At 63.8% G+C, this 17,176-nt stretch carries 16 protein-coding genes and 1 pseudogene; 7 read left to right on the top strand and 10 right to left on the bottom strand.

Annotation, left to right across the window (positions count from 1 at the left end; translation table 11 throughout):
- The first annotated feature begins 107 nt into the window (after positions 1-107).
- Entirely contained in the window at positions 108-881 is a 774-nt protein-coding gene (ubiG, locus tag AUC70_RS03830; RefSeq protein ID WP_069443680.1) for a bifunctional 2-polyprenyl-6-hydroxyphenol methylase/3-demethylubiquinol 3-O-methyltransferase UbiG, read from the top strand.
- Positions 882-1,182: 301 nt separating this feature from the next.
- The gene (locus AUC70_RS03825) at positions 1,183-2,070 is read left to right on the top strand and encodes a hypothetical protein (RefSeq protein WP_069443679.1); all 888 of its coding nucleotides are present in this window, start codon (positions 1,183-1,185) and stop codon (positions 2,068-2,070) included.
- A 50-nt stretch (positions 2,071-2,120) separates the two neighbouring features.
- Here AUC70_RS03825 and AUC70_RS18525 read toward each other — a convergent pair whose 3' ends face one another.
- The 4 genes and pseudogenes from AUC70_RS18525 to AUC70_RS03810 form a co-directional block, all read right to left on the bottom strand.
- Complete coding sequence (locus AUC70_RS18525) at positions 2,121-3,125, bottom strand: L,D-transpeptidase (RefSeq protein WP_342021951.1); 1,005 nt, start codon at positions 3,123-3,125, stop codon at positions 2,121-2,123.
- A 334-nt stretch (positions 3,126-3,459) separates the two neighbouring features.
- A pseudogene (locus AUC70_RS18520) lies at positions 3,460-3,750 on the bottom strand (DUF1178 family protein); the annotation flags it as partial.
- Positions 3,747-4,637: a carbon-nitrogen hydrolase family protein gene (locus AUC70_RS03815; protein ID WP_069443677.1), complete on the bottom strand. Its 891-nt coding sequence runs from the start codon at positions 4,635-4,637 to the stop codon at positions 3,747-3,749. The gene AUC70_RS03815 and the pseudogene AUC70_RS18520, both read right to left, overlap by 4 nt.
- Positions 4,638-4,798: 161 nt before the next feature.
- Entirely contained in the window at positions 4,799-5,500 is a 702-nt protein-coding gene (locus AUC70_RS03810; protein ID WP_141701940.1) for a ComF family protein, read from the bottom strand.
- Positions 5,501-5,542: 42 nt separating this feature from the next.
- Between AUC70_RS03810 and AUC70_RS03805 the strand changes: the two genes are divergently transcribed.
- A complete protein-coding gene (locus AUC70_RS03805) occupies positions 5,543-6,481 on the top strand; it encodes a class I SAM-dependent methyltransferase (protein WP_069443676.1) in 939 nt (312 codons plus the stop codon).
- Here AUC70_RS03805 and AUC70_RS03800 read toward each other — a convergent pair.
- Genes AUC70_RS03800 through AUC70_RS03785 form a run of 4 tightly spaced genes read right to left on the bottom strand, consistent with a single transcriptional unit; the run spans position 6,478 to position 9,253 of the window.
- Positions 6,478-6,660 carry a Flp family type IVb pilin gene (locus AUC70_RS03800; RefSeq protein WP_069443675.1) on the bottom strand — a complete coding sequence of 61 codons (183 nt, stop codon included), beginning with the start codon at positions 6,658-6,660 and terminating at the stop codon, positions 6,478-6,480. The genes AUC70_RS03805 and AUC70_RS03800 overlap by 4 nt on opposite strands.
- A 16-nt stretch (positions 6,661-6,676) precedes the next feature.
- Positions 6,677-7,126, bottom strand: coding sequence for a (deoxy)nucleoside triphosphate pyrophosphohydrolase (locus tag AUC70_RS03795; protein ID WP_069443674.1), 450 nt, complete (start codon positions 7,124-7,126; stop codon positions 6,677-6,679).
- Positions 7,123-8,361, bottom strand: coding sequence for a bifunctional glutamate N-acetyltransferase/amino-acid acetyltransferase ArgJ (gene argJ / locus AUC70_RS03790; protein ID WP_069443673.1), 1,239 nt, complete (start codon positions 8,359-8,361; stop codon positions 7,123-7,125). Before argJ ends, AUC70_RS03795 begins: the two co-directional genes overlap by 4 nt.
- Positions 8,362-8,380: 19 nt before the next feature.
- Positions 8,381-9,253 (bottom strand): peptidylprolyl isomerase, encoded by an 873-nt coding sequence (locus tag AUC70_RS03785; protein WP_141701939.1) that lies wholly within the window; start codon positions 9,251-9,253, stop codon positions 8,381-8,383.
- Between the two features lie 154 nt (positions 9,254-9,407).
- On the opposite strand from AUC70_RS03785, the gene AUC70_RS03780 reads away from it, so the two are divergent.
- The 4 genes from AUC70_RS03780 (at position 9,408) to AUC70_RS03765 (ending at position 15,121) form a co-directional block, all read left to right on the top strand.
- On the top strand, positions 9,408-9,749 hold the full coding sequence (locus tag AUC70_RS03780) for an ArsR/SmtB family transcription factor (RefSeq protein WP_069443672.1): 342 nt from the start codon (positions 9,408-9,410) through the stop codon (positions 9,747-9,749).
- 15 nt (positions 9,750-9,764) lie between these two features.
- Positions 9,765-10,298 carry an arsenate reductase ArsC gene (locus AUC70_RS03775; protein ID WP_069443671.1) on the top strand — a complete coding sequence of 178 codons (534 nt, stop codon included), beginning with the start codon at positions 9,765-9,767 and terminating at the stop codon, positions 10,296-10,298.
- A gap of 208 nt (positions 10,299-10,506) precedes the next feature.
- Positions 10,507-13,272, top strand: a complete 2,766-nt coding sequence (secA, locus tag AUC70_RS03770) for a preprotein translocase subunit SecA (RefSeq protein ID WP_069443670.1) — start codon at positions 10,507-10,509, stop codon at positions 13,270-13,272.
- Positions 13,273-13,348: 76 nt separating this feature from the next.
- The gene (locus AUC70_RS03765; RefSeq protein ID WP_069443669.1) at positions 13,349-15,121 is read left to right on the top strand and encodes an SLC13 family permease; all 1,773 of its coding nucleotides are present in this window, start codon (positions 13,349-13,351) and stop codon (positions 15,119-15,121) included.
- On the opposite strand, the gene AUC70_RS03760 is transcribed toward AUC70_RS03765, so the two are convergent.
- Positions 15,096-15,977 (bottom strand): L,D-transpeptidase family protein, encoded by an 882-nt coding sequence (locus AUC70_RS03760; protein WP_069443668.1) that lies wholly within the window; start codon positions 15,975-15,977, stop codon positions 15,096-15,098. The genes AUC70_RS03765 and AUC70_RS03760 overlap by 26 nt on opposite strands.
- A 110-nt stretch (positions 15,978-16,087) precedes the next feature.
- On the bottom strand, positions 16,088-17,077 hold the full coding sequence (locus AUC70_RS03755; RefSeq protein WP_069443667.1) for a L,D-transpeptidase family protein: 990 nt from the start codon (positions 17,075-17,077) through the stop codon (positions 16,088-16,090).
- Positions 17,078-17,176: the final 99 nt, after the last annotated feature.

Raw genomic sequence — 17,176 nt, 5'->3', positions numbered from 1 at the left:
ACTGATAAGGGTTGCAGGCTGCAACAGGCACGCGGGACTTCGGCCATTGCTTTGACTGGGCGAGGCATGGCCTTGACAGGGCGAGGCGCGCCGCCGCCAATGCGGCCATGACCGCATCCCAGGATACCGCCGCGACGGCCGCCCCTTCCACGCTCGACTCAGGCGAAGTGGCGCAATTCGCGAAACTCGCCGACGAATGGTGGGACGAAAGCGGGCCATTCCGCCCGCTGCACCGTCTCAACCCGACGCGGCTCACCTATATTCGGGACCGGCTCTGCGCGCAGTTCGGACGGGATCCCAAGGACCCGCCGTGCCTCGAGGGTCTCCGCGTCCTCGATATCGGCTGCGGGGGCGGCCTCGTGTCCGAGCCCCTGGCCCGCCTCGGGGCAACGGTGACAGGTATCGATCCCGGGACCGAAACCATCGCCGCAGCCAAGGCTCATGCGGACGGCGCCGGCCTTGCGATCGGCTACGAGGCGACGGCGGCGGAGGCCGTTGCGGAACAGGGCCGCCGGTTCGATGTCGTCCTTCTGCTCGAAGTGGTGGAGCACGTCCCCGATGTGCCGGCCTTCCTCGCCCGGCTCGCGCCTCTCGTGGCCGATGGCGGCGTCATGATCCTCTCGACGCTGAACCGGACACTCAAGTCCTATGCGCTCGCCATTGTCGGCGCGGAATACGTCCTGCGTTGGGTTCCGGCCGGCACGCATCAATGGGACCGGTTCGTCACGCCCGAGGAACTGAAGGCAGCCCTCGCCGGGGCCGGGCTGCAATCCACCGACCTTACCGGCATGACATACGATCCGTTGGCGGACGATTGGCGCCTGTCACGCGATACGGACGTCAACTACTTCGTGACGGCGACGCCCGCAGCGCCTGTTTAGGGCACGCCGGCATCACAATTCATGCGAAAGAAAAACGCGGATCGCCGCAAAACCCTCAACGGAAACCCTATTTTCCGTATGATTCGCGCGATTCTTTGATAAACGTCGGCCGCTCGGTTGAGAACCGTGAGGCGGTCATGCTAGCTTCGCGCACCTAAGCCAAAACAATGACACCTCCCTACGGGACCGCTTCGGCGCGTCGCCATGACGCCCCGCATGCCGTTTCACAGACGGAATGCGGGCGCGTGCAGTTTCGCGTGCTCATTCTGACGCGAGGGGGGCAACCAACCCGGGAGGGCGAATGCTAGATGAACACCAATTCGACGAGATCAACGACGCCAAAGCGACGATGGATCACATCTACGATCACGCCGATCCGCGCGCCTATTTTCGCGAGCTTGAAAGTGTTGGATATAAAATCCCTGGAACGGCCAAGCCAATCCTCCAACAGCTAATCGGGTTGCGGCACGAGAAGACCGATGAGACGGTCCACGTCCTGGACATCGGTTGTTCCTACGGCATCAATGCGGCCCTGCTGAAACACGACCTCTCCATTCAAGACCTTTACGATCGATGGGCTCGCTTGGAGCAAGCCGGCGCCACCGCCCAAGAGGTCGTCGAGCAAGACTCCGACTTCTTTGCCCAGCTGGAACAGGTCGAAGACATCGAGGTGATCGGCCTCGACGTAGCCGGGAATGCGGTCGCGTATGGCGAGAGAGCGGGTCTCCTGGATCAAGGGCTCGCAATGGATCTCGAGACCGAGTCTCTCCCGCAGGATGTCTGGGCAGATCTCGCTCCAGTCGACTTGGTGACGTCGACTGGATGTGTCGGCTACGTGACGGAGAAGAGCTTCGAGGAACTCCTACCGGCGGTCACCAAGGGCAGGCGCCCCTGGTTCGCCAACTTCGTGCTGCGCATGTTCCCGTTCGACGCGATTGCGGAGACCCTCGGCAGAGCGGGCTTCGTGACGGAGAAGCTCAGCCAGCGGCTGTTCGTCCAGCGGAGATTCGCATCCAGGGACGAGCAAGACAAAGTCATAGAGCAACTGACCGAGCGGGGCATCGACCTTCGGGCAAGGAGACGGAAGGCTATCTCCTGGCTGAACTCTACCTTACCCGCCCGCGCGACGAGGCATTGGACGTCCCGATCGAACGCTTACTGGCGGCCTAGGTCCGGCGCGCGGCCCTAGCGACGAACACAACGCCACGGCCGCAAGGCCGTGGCCTAGTACCTCGGCACCTAGTACCCCGGTGCGCGGAACCAGTTGCCACGGCGCGGGGCACGGCGGTACTGGCGCTGCTGATTGCGCGGCACGAACACACGGCGGCGGCGCTCCGCCCGCGGCTGGATTTCATTGTAACCGTAGCGCTGGTAATTCCGGTTCGGGGCGTAACGCGGATAGGCCGGGCGGCCATAGTCCTGGTACGGATCGTAACGGCGGTCCGGATGGGCGATCTTGTAGTCGCCGCCCGGGGTCGACCCGGTCAGAACGACTTCCGTGCGGTCGAGACCCGTCTCTTTCACGAGACTGAAGAAGGTCTCCGCGTTCTTCGGCGACAGGCGGACACAGCCATGAGACGCCGGCCGGCCCAACTTCTTGACCTCGTTGGAGGCATGAATGGCATGCCCCTTCTTCGTGAAGAAGACCGCATGGGGCATGGGCGCGTTGTCGAATTGCTTGCTGTACCAAATCTTGTTCATGGACTTGGCGTTGAACGTGCCCGAGGGCGTCGCATAGCCGGGCAGACCCGTGGACACCGGCCAGCGATATTTCTCGACGCCATCGACAAACACCGTCATTTCCTGCGCCGTCTTGTCGACCGTGGCGATAATGATCGGGGTCTTCGGCTCGATGGGCGCTTCAACGTCGGCCAGATCGTCGCTCTTGAGCGTCTCGATGTCCGGATCACTGGTTAGAGACGATTCCGGCTCCTCGGCCGGCGAGCGCGATGCGCTTCTGGCCGGCTCATCCGAGTCAGCCTCGTCAGAGTCCGCGTCCGTCGCCGATGTGTCGGTCGCCGATGTGTCGGTCGTGCCGAACCGATCGTCCGGATAGACGGGCTGCGGCTGGGCATCGAGCCCCTGGGGCATGCTGAGATCGAGGTCCGGCGAGGTCGCGTGCTTGTTCGTCTCTGCGGCCGCCGGCTGGGCGAGCAGAAGGACCGCGAAACACACGGCGACCAACGGCCGGAACGCCGAGAGAAGGGTCCAAGGCCGTGGTTGCTGTTGAAAAGTATGGCGCATGATTCGTTCCCTGGTTATGCGCGATCCAACCGTCCGGCACCCTCATCATTGCAGAGGCATCCCGACATTTCCACGGCACTTCGCGAATTATTGTTGAGGTATACGTGACAGCCCCAAACAAGAGGTTACCCCGCGGGTAACATGGCCCGGCGAACCCGGTCCGGCTAGTTGTGCTCGTCGGGCAGCTTGGGCAACGGCAGCGCCGGAATTCCCTCTTCATACAACGACTTAGCCTCATCGACGGTCGCCTCGCCGTAGATATCCCGTTCTTCGGCTTCGCGTGGTGCATTTTCCGCGCTTCCTCGGCGAATTTGTCGCCGACATCGTCGGCATTGGCCTTCAAGTGCTCTCTCAGGCCCTTGAGAAAGGCGTAACTTTGGCCTTTCTCCGAATCTTGGGGGCCCGTCAGCGGGCCATCGGCCGGGGACGGCGCCTCGTCCCGTGCCGGCGCACGCCGTTGGCCACGCAGCACCGCAGGCGCCATGGGCGCCTTCTGGACATCCGCGCTGCCGCATTCCGGGCAACGGATCACTTCGGCCTCGCATTGCTCGTCATAGGAGTCGCTGGACGAGAACCACGCGTCGAACTGGTGCCCCGTCCCGCATTTGAGGGAGTAACGGATCATGACGCTTGCCGCTTCATGGGCTCGCCGTCAGGTGTCGCAATCTCGATCTCGAACGGCCGTCCATGGGTGAGCGCGGGGACCCGGGCCCGGACCTCCTCGACCAGGGCAAGGTCGATGTCGGCGAACACGACGCACGGGTCGGCGCCAGCTTCGGCCAGGATCTCGCCCCAGGGCGAAATGATCATCGAGTGCCCGAACGTCCAGCGGCCGTTCTCGTGAAGGCCGCCCTGCGTCGCCGCGAACACGTATGCGCCGGTCTCGATGGCGCGCGCCCGCAGCAGCACATGCCAATGCGCTTCGCCCGTGTGCTTGGTGAAGGCCGCGGGAATGGCGATCATATTCGCTCCGGCGATGGCCAGCGCCCGATACAGCGCGGCAAAGCGCAAATCGTAGCAAATGGTCATGCCGAGCCGCGCGGGCACGCCGCCGGGCGTCAAGTCCGCGAGGACCGCTTTGCTGCCAGGCGTGTAGTTGTCGGACTCCCGATAGGACTCGCCATTCGGAAGATCGACGTCGAACATATGCAGCTTGTCATAGCGGGCTGCGACCGTGCCATCAGGCGCCATGAGATACGAGCGGTTGGCGATGCGCCCGTCGTCCGCTTTGACGCCGAGCGATCCGATATGCAGCCAAACGCCGAGCTCGGCCGCCAGAGCGCGGAACACGGCCAGCGGGCAGCTTTCGCCTTCCGGCTGGACCTGGCTCCGCACGAGCTCGGGCTCGAGTTCCATCAGCGCGGTATTCTCAGGGGTCTGAATATAGTTGGCGCCGCCTTTGGCCGCTTCGCGGATCAAAGCCTCGGCCGCGATCAAATTGTCCGCAATCACCCGCCCGGCGCGCAATTGCACGAGCGCGGCGCGAAAACGATTGGCAGTGTCAGAACCCATTCTCAAGTCTCGATCGTTGGTCCTCTCCGGACCGTTCCAGTATTGTGCCGGCAGGGATGCGAGCCGTCCTGCGGCAGACCGCGCTACCTAAAGCACGAACGCCGCCGGTTCAACGGCCCGGGCCAAGGCCAGCACGTCCACGCGCGCCGCGCCCGCCCGTTTCAGGACGCGGGCGCAAGCTCGATCGTGGCGCCGGTGGTAATCACATCGTCTACGAGCACGATCGATTTCCCGGCAATCATATGTGCGCGCGACGGCGACACCTTAAACGCTCCGGCGACATTGCGCCTCCGCTGCGCCGCCGACAACCCCACCTGGCTTGCCGTGCGGCGCGTCCGGCGCAGCACGAAACAGTCGGCGGGGACACGCGTGTGACGCTCGATCCCCCGCGCCAGCAGGGCCGACTGATTGAAACGCCGCGACCACAGCCGCGACCGGTAAAGCGGAACCGGCACGACCAGATCAGCTTCGGCCAGGAGCTCGGACCCGGCCCGCACGAGCCATCGGGTAAACAGGCGCAAGCCGTCCTGCCGGTCGCGGTATTTGAAGCTCTGGATCAGATCGCGCATGGTCTGCGAATAGCGCGCCCACGCCCGGGCCCTGTCGTAGACCGGCGGCGCAGCGATCGCTGCCGCCGATAGATACGGTTCCCCCGTATCGTAGGGAAGCGGCACGCCGAGACGCGTACATAAAGGAGGCGCGATGAAATCGATGCCGGCGAAACACGGACCGCAAAGGAGCCCATGGAACCCGATTGGGGTGCGGCAGACCACGCAAACGGGCGGCAGCACGAGATCAGCCGCCGCGCGCAGCACCGTGCGCCAGGCGGAAGCGGTCTCTACCTTTGTTGCTTCAATGGACATCTCGACAATTATAAGTTGTCAGCGATTGAATGAGGAGCCGCAATGAGCGAGGGCCCGCTTCTCTTCGACCGGCGCCTCTTGCGCGAGCGCAGAGCCCGCTTTGCCGCGGAGATCGAAGATCGCGAAGTCCTGATCGGCCACGTCGCCGGTGAGATCGCGGATCGGGTCGCGATCATGTTGCGCGCCTTTCCCCGGGCGCTCGACCTTGGCGCCTATCACGGCCTTCTAGGGCGGACCATCGCCGAACTGCCGTCCGTCGAGGACGTGTTCTACGCGGAGAGCGTGCTCGCCTATGCGCGTCGCTGCCCGCCGCCCGCTATCGTCTGCGACGAAGACCTGCTGCCGTTCAAGGACGGCGCCTTCAACCTCGTCGTCTCGGGCCTTGCCCTTCATCGCGTCAACGATCTGCCTGGCAGTCTCATCCAGATTCGCCGGGCGCTTGCTCCCGACGGCCTCTTCATGGCCGCGGCACTTGGCGCCAATGCGCTCGGCGAATTGCGGGAATGCCTGCTCGAAGCGGAAGAGGAGATCGAGGGTGGGGTGTCTCCACGCGTCGCTCCCTTCGCGGACGTGCGATCCTACGGCGCGCTTCTCCAACGCGCCGGCTTCGCCCTGCCTGTCACGGACACCGAGGAGCTCGAGGTGATCTACCCCTCGCCCCGGGCGCTGATGCAGGAAATCCGCGCGCTCGGCGGCGGCAACGTGCTCGTGGCCCGGAGCAAGAAGCCCTTATCGCGGCGGGTGCTGATGCGCGCCGAAGACCTGTACCGGTCGCGCTACGGCACGCCGGACGGCAAGGTCGCCGCGACATTCCAATTCGTTTTCATGAGCGGCTGGGGCCCGGACCCGAGCCAGCAGAAACCGCTGAAGCCGGGGTCCGCGCAAAGCCGCCTGGCGGACGCGCTCAATACGACGGAGCAGCCGGGAGGCGCGAAGGCGTCGTTCCGGCGACCGCCGTCCGGCGACCGAGACAGGCGCTAAAGGGAGAGGGCTGCCGCAAGCTCAGTTGCCAAGTCCGAGAGACTGGATTGGAGAAGTCTGTTTACGATCAAGATTGCGCCCGCAATGGCAGCAGCGATGAGGCCGTACTCAACAACGGTCGCGCCTGACCTGTCCGCAGCAAAGGCCTTGATACGCGCGATGACGGGCGGCTGCCGCATGGACACAAGTCGGCATCTATTTGCACTTCGCACTTTCAAGCAACAACCCCAGCAATCCGGGCAATAGGCCCTTTAGTGGCTCATCGGCGGGCGGCATCGCATACTCGCCCAAGGCAGCCGGACTGACCCACGCCATGGCCTGTCCTTCCTTGGCGGTGACTTGTCCCAGCCAACGCCAACACGCATAGATTGGCATCAACAAATGAAAGTCGGGGTAAGGAAAACTCGAAAATGTTAGAGGTTTCAGTGAAGTTAGCTCAATCGCGATCCCGAGTTCCTCGTTGAGTTCGCGGACGAGACCGTGTTCGGGCGTCTCGCCCTCCTCCAGCTTCCCGCCTGGGAACTCCCAGAGCCCCGCGAGCGGCTTGCCTTCGGGCCGCTGTGAAATGAGGACGCGACCGCGGTCATCGACCAGCGCGCATGCGGCGACCAACACAAGGGGCTTGGCGCCCGCAGAGTCCGTCACGACCGGTAATCGGCGTTGATGGCGATGTATTCCTTGGTGAGATCGCAGGTCCACATTGTATCTGTGCCCTCACCGATGCCCACATCCACGGTGATGTCGATCTCGGGACGCTTCATATAGGCCGCCCCATCCGCCTCTTTGTAGGCGGGCGCCACCTCGCCGTCTTTCGCGACCTCGATGTCGCCGAACCAGATCGCCAACCGGTCGCGGTCGGCCGCCTCTCCGGCCTTGCCAACGGCCATGACGATGCGGCCCCAGTTCGGGTCCTCGCCCGCCAGCGCCGTTTTCACCAGAGGCGAATTGCAGATCGCCTTCGCGATGGTGCGCGCCGCCGCCTTGGACTCCGCTCCCTTGACCGTCACCGAGACGAACTTGGTGAGCCCCTCGCCGTCCTTCACAATCTGATGCGCAAGGTCGCGCATGAGATCGAACAGAGCCGCACGGAAACCGGCAAGCCGCTCGTCGTTGCCGTCCGCGATGCGCGGACACGAGCGCCGCTCCGCCGCGCCTGTCGCGAAAAGTAGAACCGTGTCGCTCGTGGACGTGTCGCTGTCGATCGTGATCGCGTTGAAACTGTCTTCGACCAAAGGCGACAGAATGGACTGAAGCGCGGCGGGCTCGATCGGCGCGTCCGTGAACAGGAAGGAAAGCATGGTCGCCATGTCGGGGGCGATCATGCCCGCGCCCTTGGCGATACCGTTGAGCGTGACGGTCACCCCATCGATCTCGCAGGTTCTCGTGGCGAGCTTCGGGAACGTGTCCGTCGTCATGATGGCGCGGGCCGCCATGTCATAGGCGTCGGCTCGCGCCTCGTCCGCCAGCCCCGCGAGGGAGCCCACGAATTTCGACGGATCGAGCGGCTCGCCGATCACGCCGGTCGAGGCGACATACACATCCGCATCGAGACAATCGGCGATGCGCGCCGTGGCCCGCACCGTTTCCGCGACCGCCTCGCGCCCGCGCATGCCCGTGAAGGCATTGGCGTTGCCCGAGTTGACCACCAGCGCCCGAGCCATGCCGTGCCGCACATGCTCGCGGCACCATTCGACCGCCGCCGACGCCGTTTTGGACGTGGTGAACACGCCCGCAACGGCGGTTCGAAGGTCGAACAGCGCCAATAGCAGATCGGTACGGCCGGCATAGCGGATCCCGGCCTCGCACGACGCGAGACGAACCCCCTCGATCGGCGGCAAGACCGGCAGGTGCACCGGGGCAAACGGCGAGACTTTGTCCATAGCCGAAACGCCGGCGATCCTAGTGGTCCTCGTTGAACTCTTCGTCGGGCAGCGGCGGCGCTTCGCCCCGCATGGCCGCATCGTCCATGGACCGCTTGATATCCGGATCGATGATCTCAATGTCGGCATTGGACCGAAGGTCGCTCACGACCGTTTGGGCTTTGCGAACCACCAGCTGGCTCATGATGGGGTCTTTGACGTCATCGAAGGTCGGGAGCTTCTGATCGCGCTTCTCCTCGACCTGGATCACGTGCCAGCCGAAGCTCGTCTTCACGGGATCGGAAATCTGACCCACGTCGAGCGCGAAGGCCGCATCCTCGAACGGCTTCAGCATCTGGCCGCGCGTGAAGAAACCGAGATCGCCGCCCTCGGCGTTCTTGTCCTTCGACTTTTCCGAAGCGAGCTTGGCAAAATCGGCGCCGCCATCGAGCTCCGCCTTGATCGCCTTGGCCTGATCTTCGGTATCGACGAGAATGTGCCGGGCCTTGATCTCCTGCTCCGGCTTCACCTTGGCGATGTTCTCTTCGAAGACCTTCTTCGCTTCGGCTTCGGAAACACCGCCCGTGACGTTCTTGTCAAAATAGGCATCCCGCAGCGCGCGGCGCCGGTGATAGGCCTCGCGCTTTGCGAACGTATCGGCCTCGTCCAGCTTTTCCTTTTCGCCGGCGCCAGCCAGAAGTTCGTTCTCGATCACGAACTGCATGAGGATACGCTTGCGGTCGTCGGGACGGACAGTTCCGAGCCGCGGGCCGACTTCGGAGGCGGCAAAGTCTAGATCGGACTGTTTGATCTCCACCCCGTTCACGCGCGCGACGACAGCGTCGGCGGCGAGTACTGGCGGCACAAGGAACATCGACGCTGCAAGGAGCAGCAAGGCTGACCACAATTTCACTGGATTAATCCTCGTCTTCGGCTCCGGCCTAATCACATCGACTGGTGGCGGAGCGGGTTTGGGTGCTTCCCCAGATGCCTTCTTAGCGTTGGCCTCGGGACTTGCCAACCCGCAGGAATTGACAGGATTCTATTTATTCAATAGTTCTAGAACTATGGATATTATCGAGGCTGTCGACGCGCTGGGCGGGCTGGCACAGGAAACCCGTCTCAAGGTTTTCAGGTTGCTGGTCCGGGCGGGCTTCAACGGGATGGCGGCGGGCGATATCGCCGAGGCGGTCGGCATCCCGAAGAACACACTGTCATCCCACCTGGCTATCCTTGCGCGCGCCAACCTCGTCCAGGCCCGCAAAGAAGGCCGGTCCATGATCTACGCCGTGGATCTCGAAGGAACCCGGGCGCTGCTGTCCTTCCTCGTGGAGGACTGCTGTCAGGGAGACCCGTCGGTTTGCGGCCCATTGATCGAGACGACGCTTGCGACGTGTTGTTCGGAGTGAACGGAGGAAACCGACATGAAAACCGGCGACGCTAACGATCCCCTGAACGTGCTTTTCCTATGCACGGGCAATTCCGCCCGTTCCATCATGGCCGAATGCATCATGAACCGCGAAGGCCTCGGAAAATTCAAGGCTTACAGCGCTGGCAGCATGCCGCCGGCCAGGTCAACCCCTATGGCCCTCAACCTGTTGCAGAAGCTGAACTACGACGTGTCCGGCTTGCGCTCGAAGTCCTGGGAGGAATTCAGCGGCCCCGATGCTCCCAAGCTCGATTTCGTCTTCACCGTTTGCGACAACGCGGCCAAGGAAGTCTGTCCAATCTGGCCCGGTCAGCCGATGTCGGCCCATTGGGGCCTCCCCGACCCGGCCGCGGTCGAAGGCACCGACGCGGAGCGTGCGCTGGCCTTCGACGACACCTACCGCATGCTGTTTCAGCGCATAACGATCTTCGTCAACCTGCCGTTTGCAAGCCTGAACAAGCTCTCGCTGCAGAAACAGCTCGACGAAATCGGCAAACAGGGCACTACGGCCACCAAAGAGCCTGCCTGACGGTGCCACGAGTGCCCCGCCGCTCGCGTTGACAAGGCAGGGACCGCCACTTATGTCTCCGGCGTTGACCCCCGGCATTTCTCGCCGTTTTTTCTAGGGACCGGCGAACAACCGCCGGGGGTCTCATACTCCATTCGCCAAGGACCTCCAGGGCTCTAAGAAGAGCCCCGCGCGGCCCGGCTTACGCCATTGAGAGGCTAACGGTTCGATGCTTTCCCTCGGCGCCATTGCCAATAAAGTCTTCGGCTCATCCAACGACCGCAAACTGAAGAAGTACGATCCGGTCGTCGCGGCGATCAACGCCCTCGAGCCGGATGTTTCCACCCTTTCCGACGAGGCGCTGCGCGCCCGCACCGACGAATTCCGCGAACGCCTTGCCAAGGGCGAAACGCTCGACGATCTCCTGCCGGAGGCCTTCGCCACGGTCCGCGAGGCTGCCAAGCGCACGTTGGGCCAGCGCCATTTCGACGTGCAGCTCATCGGCGGCATGGTCCTGCACGAAGGCCGCATCGCCGAGATGAAGACCGGTGAAGGCAAGACGCTCGTCGCCACGCTCCCCGTCTATCTGAACGCGCTGACGGGCAAGGGCGTGCATGTCGTGACGGTGAACGACTATCTGGCCAAGCGCGACGCCGCCTGGATGGGACAGATCTACTCCTTCCTGGGCCTCACCGTCGGCACGATCGAACACGATCTGAACGACGAGCAGCGCAAGGCGCAGTATGCGTGCGACGTGACCTACGGCACGAACAATGAGTACGGCTTCGACTATCTGCGCGACAACATGAAGTATCTCGAAAGCGAGATGGTCCAGCGCGGACACCCCTTCGCCATCGTCGACGAGGTGGACTCCATTCTGATCGACGAGGCGCGGACCCCACTCATTATTTCCGGCCCGCTCGACGACCGCTCCGATTTCTACAACACGATCGACGTGTTCATCCCCAGGCTCAAAGACGAAGACTTCGAGCTCGACGAGAAGACCCGCCAGGTGTCGCTCACCGAGGAGGGCAACGAGCATATCGAACAGCTCCTCATCGAAGCAGACCTCCTCAAGGGCGACTCTCTCTACGACGCGAGAAATGTCAGCGTGGTTCACCACGTCCAGCAGGCGCTGCGCGCCCACAAAGTGTTCCAGCGCGACCGCGACTACATCGTGAAGAACGACGAAGTCGTCCTGATCGACGAGTTCACGGGCCGCATGATGTCCGGCCGCCGGTTCTCCGAGGGCCTGCACCAGGCACTCGAGGCCAAGGAACACGTCGAGATCCAGCCCGAGAACCAGACCTTCGCGACGATCACGTTCCAGAACTATTTCCGCCTCTACAACAAGCTCGGCGGGATGACCGGCACGGCCCTGACCGAGGCAGACGAGTTCATGGACATTTACGGTCTCGATGTCGTCGAAGTGCCGACCAACAGGCCCATGGCGCGCGCAGACGAAGACGACGAGGTCTACCGGACGGCGAAAGAGAAATACGACGCCATCATCGAGCTGATCCGGGACGCGCAGGAGCGCGGCCAGCCGATGCTCGTCGGCACCACCTCGATCGAGAAATCGGAAATCCTCTCGGAGCTGCTGAAAAAGCGCAAAGTCCCGCACAACGTGCTCAACGCGCGCTATCACGAGCAGGAAGCGCATATCGTTGCGCAGGCCGGCGTGCCGGGCGCGATCACCATCGCCACGAATATGGCCGGCCGCGGCACGGACATCCAGCTCGGCGGCAATCTGGATATGCGGCTGGAGGACTGGGTCGCCCAGCAGGCCGAAAAAGGCAAGGAGCCCAGCCCCGCGGAAGTCGAAGCGAAGCGCGCCGAGATCGACGCGGACATTCAGGCAAAGAAGAAGCAGGCGCTCGAGGCCGGCGGTCTCTATGTCGTGGGCACCGAACGCCATGAAAGCCGCCGCATCGACAATCAGCTCCGCGGCCGTTCGGGCCGTCAGGGCGATCCCGGCGCCTCCCGGTTCTTCCTGTCCCTCGAGGACGATCTGATGCGCATCTTCGGATCCGAGCGCATGGACGGCATGTTGCAGGCGCTCGGCCTCAAGGAAGGCGAGGCGATCGTCCATCCCTGGATCAACAAGGCCCTGGAGAAGGCGCAAGGCAAGGTCGAGGCGCGCAACTTCGACATCCGCAAGAACGTCGTGAAGTTCGACAACGTGATGAACGACCAACGCAAGGCGATCTTCGAGCAGCGGCGCGAACTCCTGGCGGACGAGGATCTCGCCGAGACCGTCGCGGAAATGCGCCGTCAGGTCGTCGACGATCTGGTGGCCGAGGCAGTCCCCGAGAAGTCCTATCCCGAACAATGGGACCTGGAGGGGCTCAAGGAAAAAATCAACGACGTCTTCGCCCTCGACTTGCCGATCGCCGATTGGGCGGACGAGGAAGGCATCGCCGAGGCCGAGATTCACGAGCGGCTGATCAAGGCGACCGACGAAGCAGCCGCGCGCAAGGCCGCGAAGTTCGGTTCGGAGACCATGCGTCAACTCGAGCGCGCGGTACTGCTTCAGACCCTGGACGGCCTGTGGCGCGAGCACCTCGTGACCCTCGAGCATTTGCGTCAGGTCATCGGTCTGCGCGGCTACGGCCAGCGGGACCCGCTGAACGAATTCAAGAGCGAGAGCTTCACCTTGTTCGAACAGATGCTCGCGCGCCTGCGCGAAGCGGTGACCGGGCAAATTATGCACGCCGAGATCGCGCAGGAATCCGACGCGCCGTCTCTGGACATCACCGACCTGCCGCCCATGGAAGCCCACCACATCGACCCCACCACGGGCGAGGACGAGTTTGCGTTGGAGGGTGCGGAAGCCGCGCCCGCATCCGGCGCGGCCGCGCCGATGCGCACCCGCAAGGCCGCGGCCGTGGCGCTTGACCCTTCCGATCCCTCGACCTGGGGCAAGGTCCAGCGCAATGCGCCCTGCCCGTGCGGGTCGGGCAAGAAATACAAGCACTGCCACGGGGCGTTTTAGCGACAACTATCTGCTTGAAGCCAACGCACCGGTGGCGCGGTAGGGCGAAAGCCTAGAGGGGGACCCCGCGAACGCCATGACGGTCGACCAAGCGCTCGCCTTCGCCATCGTCGTCGGCATGATGGCGCTCTTCATCTGGGGACGCCTGCGCTACGACGTCGTCGCGCTGCTATCGCTCCTGGCCGCGATCGCCGCGGGCATCGTGCCGCCTGAAAAAGCCTTCTCCGGGTTCAGCGACGACATTGTCATCATCGTCGGCAGCGCCCTCATCGTCAGTGCCGCGGTGGGCCGGTCAGGCGTGATCGAACGGCTGGTGCGCCAGTTCGGCCCCTACCTCACGACGGTTTACCGGCAGATCGCCGCCCTCGTGGGCTCGGTCACCGTCATGTCCGGGTTCGTGAAGAACATCGGCGCGCTGGCGATGCTGATGCCGGTCGCGTTCCAGGTCTCCCGCCGCAGCGGAACGTCACCGTCGTCCCTCCTGATGCCGATGTCGTTCGGCGCGCTCCTCGGCGGCACCGTCACGCTGATCGGGACCTCGCCGAACATCATCGTGAGCCGGGTCCGCGAACAGACCCTCGGGCAGCCCTTCGAGATGTTCGACTTCGCGCCCGTCGGCGCCTGCCTCTCGCTCATCGGCTTCCTGTTTCTGCTGGTCGGCTGGCGTCTCTTGCCCAAGGACCGCAAAGGGATCGTCTCCATGGATGCGGCCTTCACCTTGGAAGGCTACACGACCGAGGTCGCCGTTCCCGAAGACTCCCCTGCCGCCAACATCACCGTGAAGGCGCTCGAGGATCTCAGCGAGGGCGACGTCGAAGTCATCTCGCTGATTCGGGGAACGGTGCGCCGCTTCGACCCGGCGGGAAACAACATCATCCGGGCGGGCGATGTGCTGATCCTGCGCGGCGAGCCCTCCGCCCTGGAACGGCTTGTCGCGCTGGAGAAGCTGACACTGGTGCCTCATGCAGAGGGCAACGGGCGCGACACGCCCAGCGACGAGATCGGCATCATGGAAGCGGTCATCACACCGGATTCCGAGCTGATCGGCTATTCGGTCGGCCAGTTGAAGCTCGCCGACCGGCACGGCATGGACCTCCTCGCCGTGAGCCGGACCGGGCGCCGCATCGCCAACCGGTTGCGCGCGGTGAAGCTCCGCGCCGGAGACGTGGTCGTACTTCAGGGCAATCTGACCACCATGCCGGAGACGCTCGGCGAGTTGCACCTTCTGCCGCTGGCCGAACGCGACTTGCGGATCGGGCGGCGGGGCAGCCTCCTGCCCCTGGCCATCCTGACCGTCGCCATGGGGCTTGTCGCCTTCAGCATCGTGCCGGTGGCCATCGCCTTCTTTGGCGCCGCGGTCGTGCTGCTGCTCCTGCGCTCGCTGTCTCTGCGCGAAGCCTATGACGTGGTGGAGTGGCCGATCCTCGTCATGCTGGGGGCGCTCATCCCCGTCAGTGATGCGCTGCGTACCACGGGCGGCACGGACCTCATCGCCGGATGGCTGTCGGAGACCGCGTCTTATCTGCCGGCCTACGGGGCGCTGCTCCTGCTCATGGCCGCCGCCATGGCCGTCACGCCGTTCCTCAACAATGCGGCCACGGTACTCGTCATGGCGCCCATCGCCGCGAGCTTCGCCGGCAATCTGGGCTACAACCCCGATGCGTTCCTGATGGGAGTGGCCATCGGCGCGGCCTGCGATTTCCTGACGCCCATCGGCCATCAATGCAACACGCTGGTGATGGGCCCAGGCGGCTACCGCTTCGGCGATTACTGGCGGCTGGGCCTGCCGCTCTCCGTTATCGTGCTGCTCGCCGGCACGCCGCTCATTCTGTATTTCTGGCCTCTGTAGTGCCGGCGCGTTCACGCTGACCGTCGCCAGCTACCCTATCGGGGCAATTCTCCTCGACCACGCTGTCTACCGTGGCGGCGCTGCCCCGCTCGAACACGTACGCCCCGTCGCAAACGCTGACCTTGGGTGGCACCCGGTCGCGGGCAAACAGATCGTGCCCCGTTTTCAGATTGGCCCAAAACGGCGCCCATTTGTCTCCCGAGCGGAGGCTCAGATTCTTCTCGGTCATCCGAAAGGGAAAGGCGTGGACGGGGATGCGGGCCTGACCGTTGTCGAGCGCCGCGGTGATAAACGCCCAGAGCTCGTCCACCACCCCGTCGGTCACGGCAAAGCAGCCGATCGACGCGCAGCCGCCATGCACCATCAGAAACGAGCCGGTGCGGCCCTTGCCGCGGTCATAAGCGTTCGGGAAGCCGAGATTGAACGACAGGTGCTCGACGCTGTTGGGATTGAGCGCGTCCTTTGTCACCGTATAGAAGCCCTCGGGCGCCTGCCGGTCGCCCTCCTTCAGCTTCGGACCGAGGCGCCCGGACCACATGCAGATCGGATAGGTGGCGAAGCGCTCGAAGCGGCCGTTCTTTTGCACCCAGAGTTCGATCTCCGACTCGAGCTTGTAGATGCGGATGTGGACCGGCATGCCGGGCTTCACGCTGGCTTCGTTCATCCGCGCGGAGAAACGGCTCAGGTCCGGCGTCCCCGGCAGGGGCCTGCCGGCCCGGAAGTGCCCACGATTTTCCTGGCGGTCCCAGTTGATCGTCACGCGGTCGATGAGCTGCCGCCCCTCGGGCGTGAACAGGTAGTACGCACCACCTGCGAGCACGGCCACGAGTACAGAGACGAAGAGTAAGCGCAGCATCGTCAGCCCTTTCGGACAAGCGCGGTTGTTGGACCCCCATGCTAGGGGCGCCAATCAGCCTGAGAAAGAGGGCCAGAGGATGATCCCCGAAACCGGGAAGGCGCCTCCCATCAGTTCTGGTAGGCGCCTCGCTGCGCGACCTTATCCTTGTCGCCGGCCTTCACCTTGCCCTGCACCTCCGGATCGGGTGTCGCCGGCCCCAGCGTCATAACGCTGTAGACGGGGGCTGCCTCGCCCACGCGCAGCTTGATGTCTTTGCCCAGCGGTTCGGCGAGCGAGGACTGCGCCACGGTGCGCTGTTCCCGCTTGGGCTTGAACGCGATCATGGGAAGCTTCTGATACCGCGGGCAGGCACGCCTGGGGTCGGGGTAGTTCCCACCCGGAAAGGCGGCATTGAACACGTAGTGTTTGCCGCAAACCGCGATCGGGGGCTCAAGCCGCGTGGCTTCGAAGTAGTCGTAACCTTCCTTGAGGTTGACCCAGAAGTCGAACCACTTGCTGCTGGTCTGCGCCGCCAGGTTGGCCGTGGTCATGCGAAACGGAAAGGCGTGGACCTGAAACTTCTCCTGCCCGCCGGCAAAGGCCTCGGCGACAAGCGCATAGATCTCTTCGATGACCGGATCCGTCATGGCGTAGCAGCCGCGCGACTTGCACTCGCCATGAACCATAAGATTGGCGCCCGTTCGATTCAGCGACCGGTCGAACGCGTTCGGATAGCCGATATTGAAGGACAGGTGATAATGGCTCTTCGGGTTGAGCCGCTTCCTGTCGACCACATAGAACCCTTCCGGCGCCTGCAGGTCGCCCTGCTTTTGCTTCGGCCCCAGCCCGCCGGAGTATTTGCAGATCGAGTAGGTCTTCAGGAGGTAGTAGTGCCCGTCGTCCTTCTGCTTCCAAACCTCGAGTTCGGCTTCGGACTTGAAGAGACGGATGAGGATGGGCTGGGACGGAGTCATACCCTTTTCGGCCATCAGCGCGCGCATCTTGCTCGACATGGGCCGCATATGCGGGGGGTAGTAGTCCGTGCAGCCTGCCAGGACGGCCGCCGAGACGACCGCACAGGCCCAAAGAATGGCCCCTAAGATCGTGAAACGACGCATGCGGCGAGCCCTTTTGCACCCCCGGCAGAGTTCAATTCGGATTGGCTAGCGAGGCACGACCCTCGGCGCGATCAGGCCGTCCCCACAGCCCAATCGCTT

Origin of the sequence: Methyloceanibacter stevinii (genome assembly GCF_001723355.1) — a bacterium.
Lineage (GTDB): Bacteria > Pseudomonadota > Alphaproteobacteria > Rhizobiales > Methyloligellaceae > Methyloceanibacter > Methyloceanibacter stevinii.
Note: the sequence above shows the minus strand (reverse complement) of the source record. Positions and strands in the feature narration are given on the sequence as shown.

Coding starts and splice junctions, on each gene's coding strand:
- AUC70_RS03755 (WP_069443667.1), bottom strand. CDS start 17,077: ATGCGTCGTTTCACGATCTTAGGGGCCATTCTTTGGGCCTGTGCGGTC.
- AUC70_RS03775 (WP_069443671.1), top strand. CDS start 9,765: ATGAAAACCGGCGACGCTAACGATCCCCTGAACGTGCTTTTCCTATGC.
- AUC70_RS03800 (WP_069443675.1), bottom strand. CDS start 6,660: ATGCGGCAGCCGCCCGTCATCGCGCGTATCAAGGCCTTTGCTGCGGAC.
- ubiG (WP_069443680.1), top strand. CDS start 108: ATGACCGCATCCCAGGATACCGCCGCGACGGCCGCCCCTTCCACGCTC.
- AUC70_RS03815 (WP_069443677.1), bottom strand. CDS start 4,637: ATGGGTTCTGACACTGCCAATCGTTTTCGCGCCGCGCTCGTGCAATTG.
- AUC70_RS03805 (WP_069443676.1), top strand. CDS start 5,543: ATGAGCGAGGGCCCGCTTCTCTTCGACCGGCGCCTCTTGCGCGAGCGC.
- argJ (WP_069443673.1), bottom strand. CDS start 8,361: ATGGACAAAGTCTCGCCGTTTGCCCCGGTGCACCTGCCGGTCTTGCCG.
- AUC70_RS03765 (WP_069443669.1), top strand. CDS start 13,349: ATGACGGTCGACCAAGCGCTCGCCTTCGCCATCGTCGTCGGCATGATG.
- secA (WP_069443670.1), top strand. CDS start 10,507: ATGCTTTCCCTCGGCGCCATTGCCAATAAAGTCTTCGGCTCATCCAAC.
- AUC70_RS18525 (WP_342021951.1), bottom strand. CDS start 3,125: ATGCGCCATACTTTTCAACAGCAACCACGGCCTTGGACCCTTCTCTCG.
- AUC70_RS03810 (WP_141701940.1), bottom strand. CDS start 5,500: ATGTCCATTGAAGCAACAAAGGTAGAGACCGCTTCCGCCTGGCGCACG.
- AUC70_RS03780 (WP_069443672.1), top strand. CDS start 9,408: ATGGATATTATCGAGGCTGTCGACGCGCTGGGCGGGCTGGCACAGGAA.
- AUC70_RS03825 (WP_069443679.1), top strand. CDS start 1,183: ATGCTAGATGAACACCAATTCGACGAGATCAACGACGCCAAAGCGACG.
- AUC70_RS03760 (WP_069443668.1), bottom strand. CDS start 15,977: ATGCTGCGCTTACTCTTCGTCTCTGTACTCGTGGCCGTGCTCGCAGGT.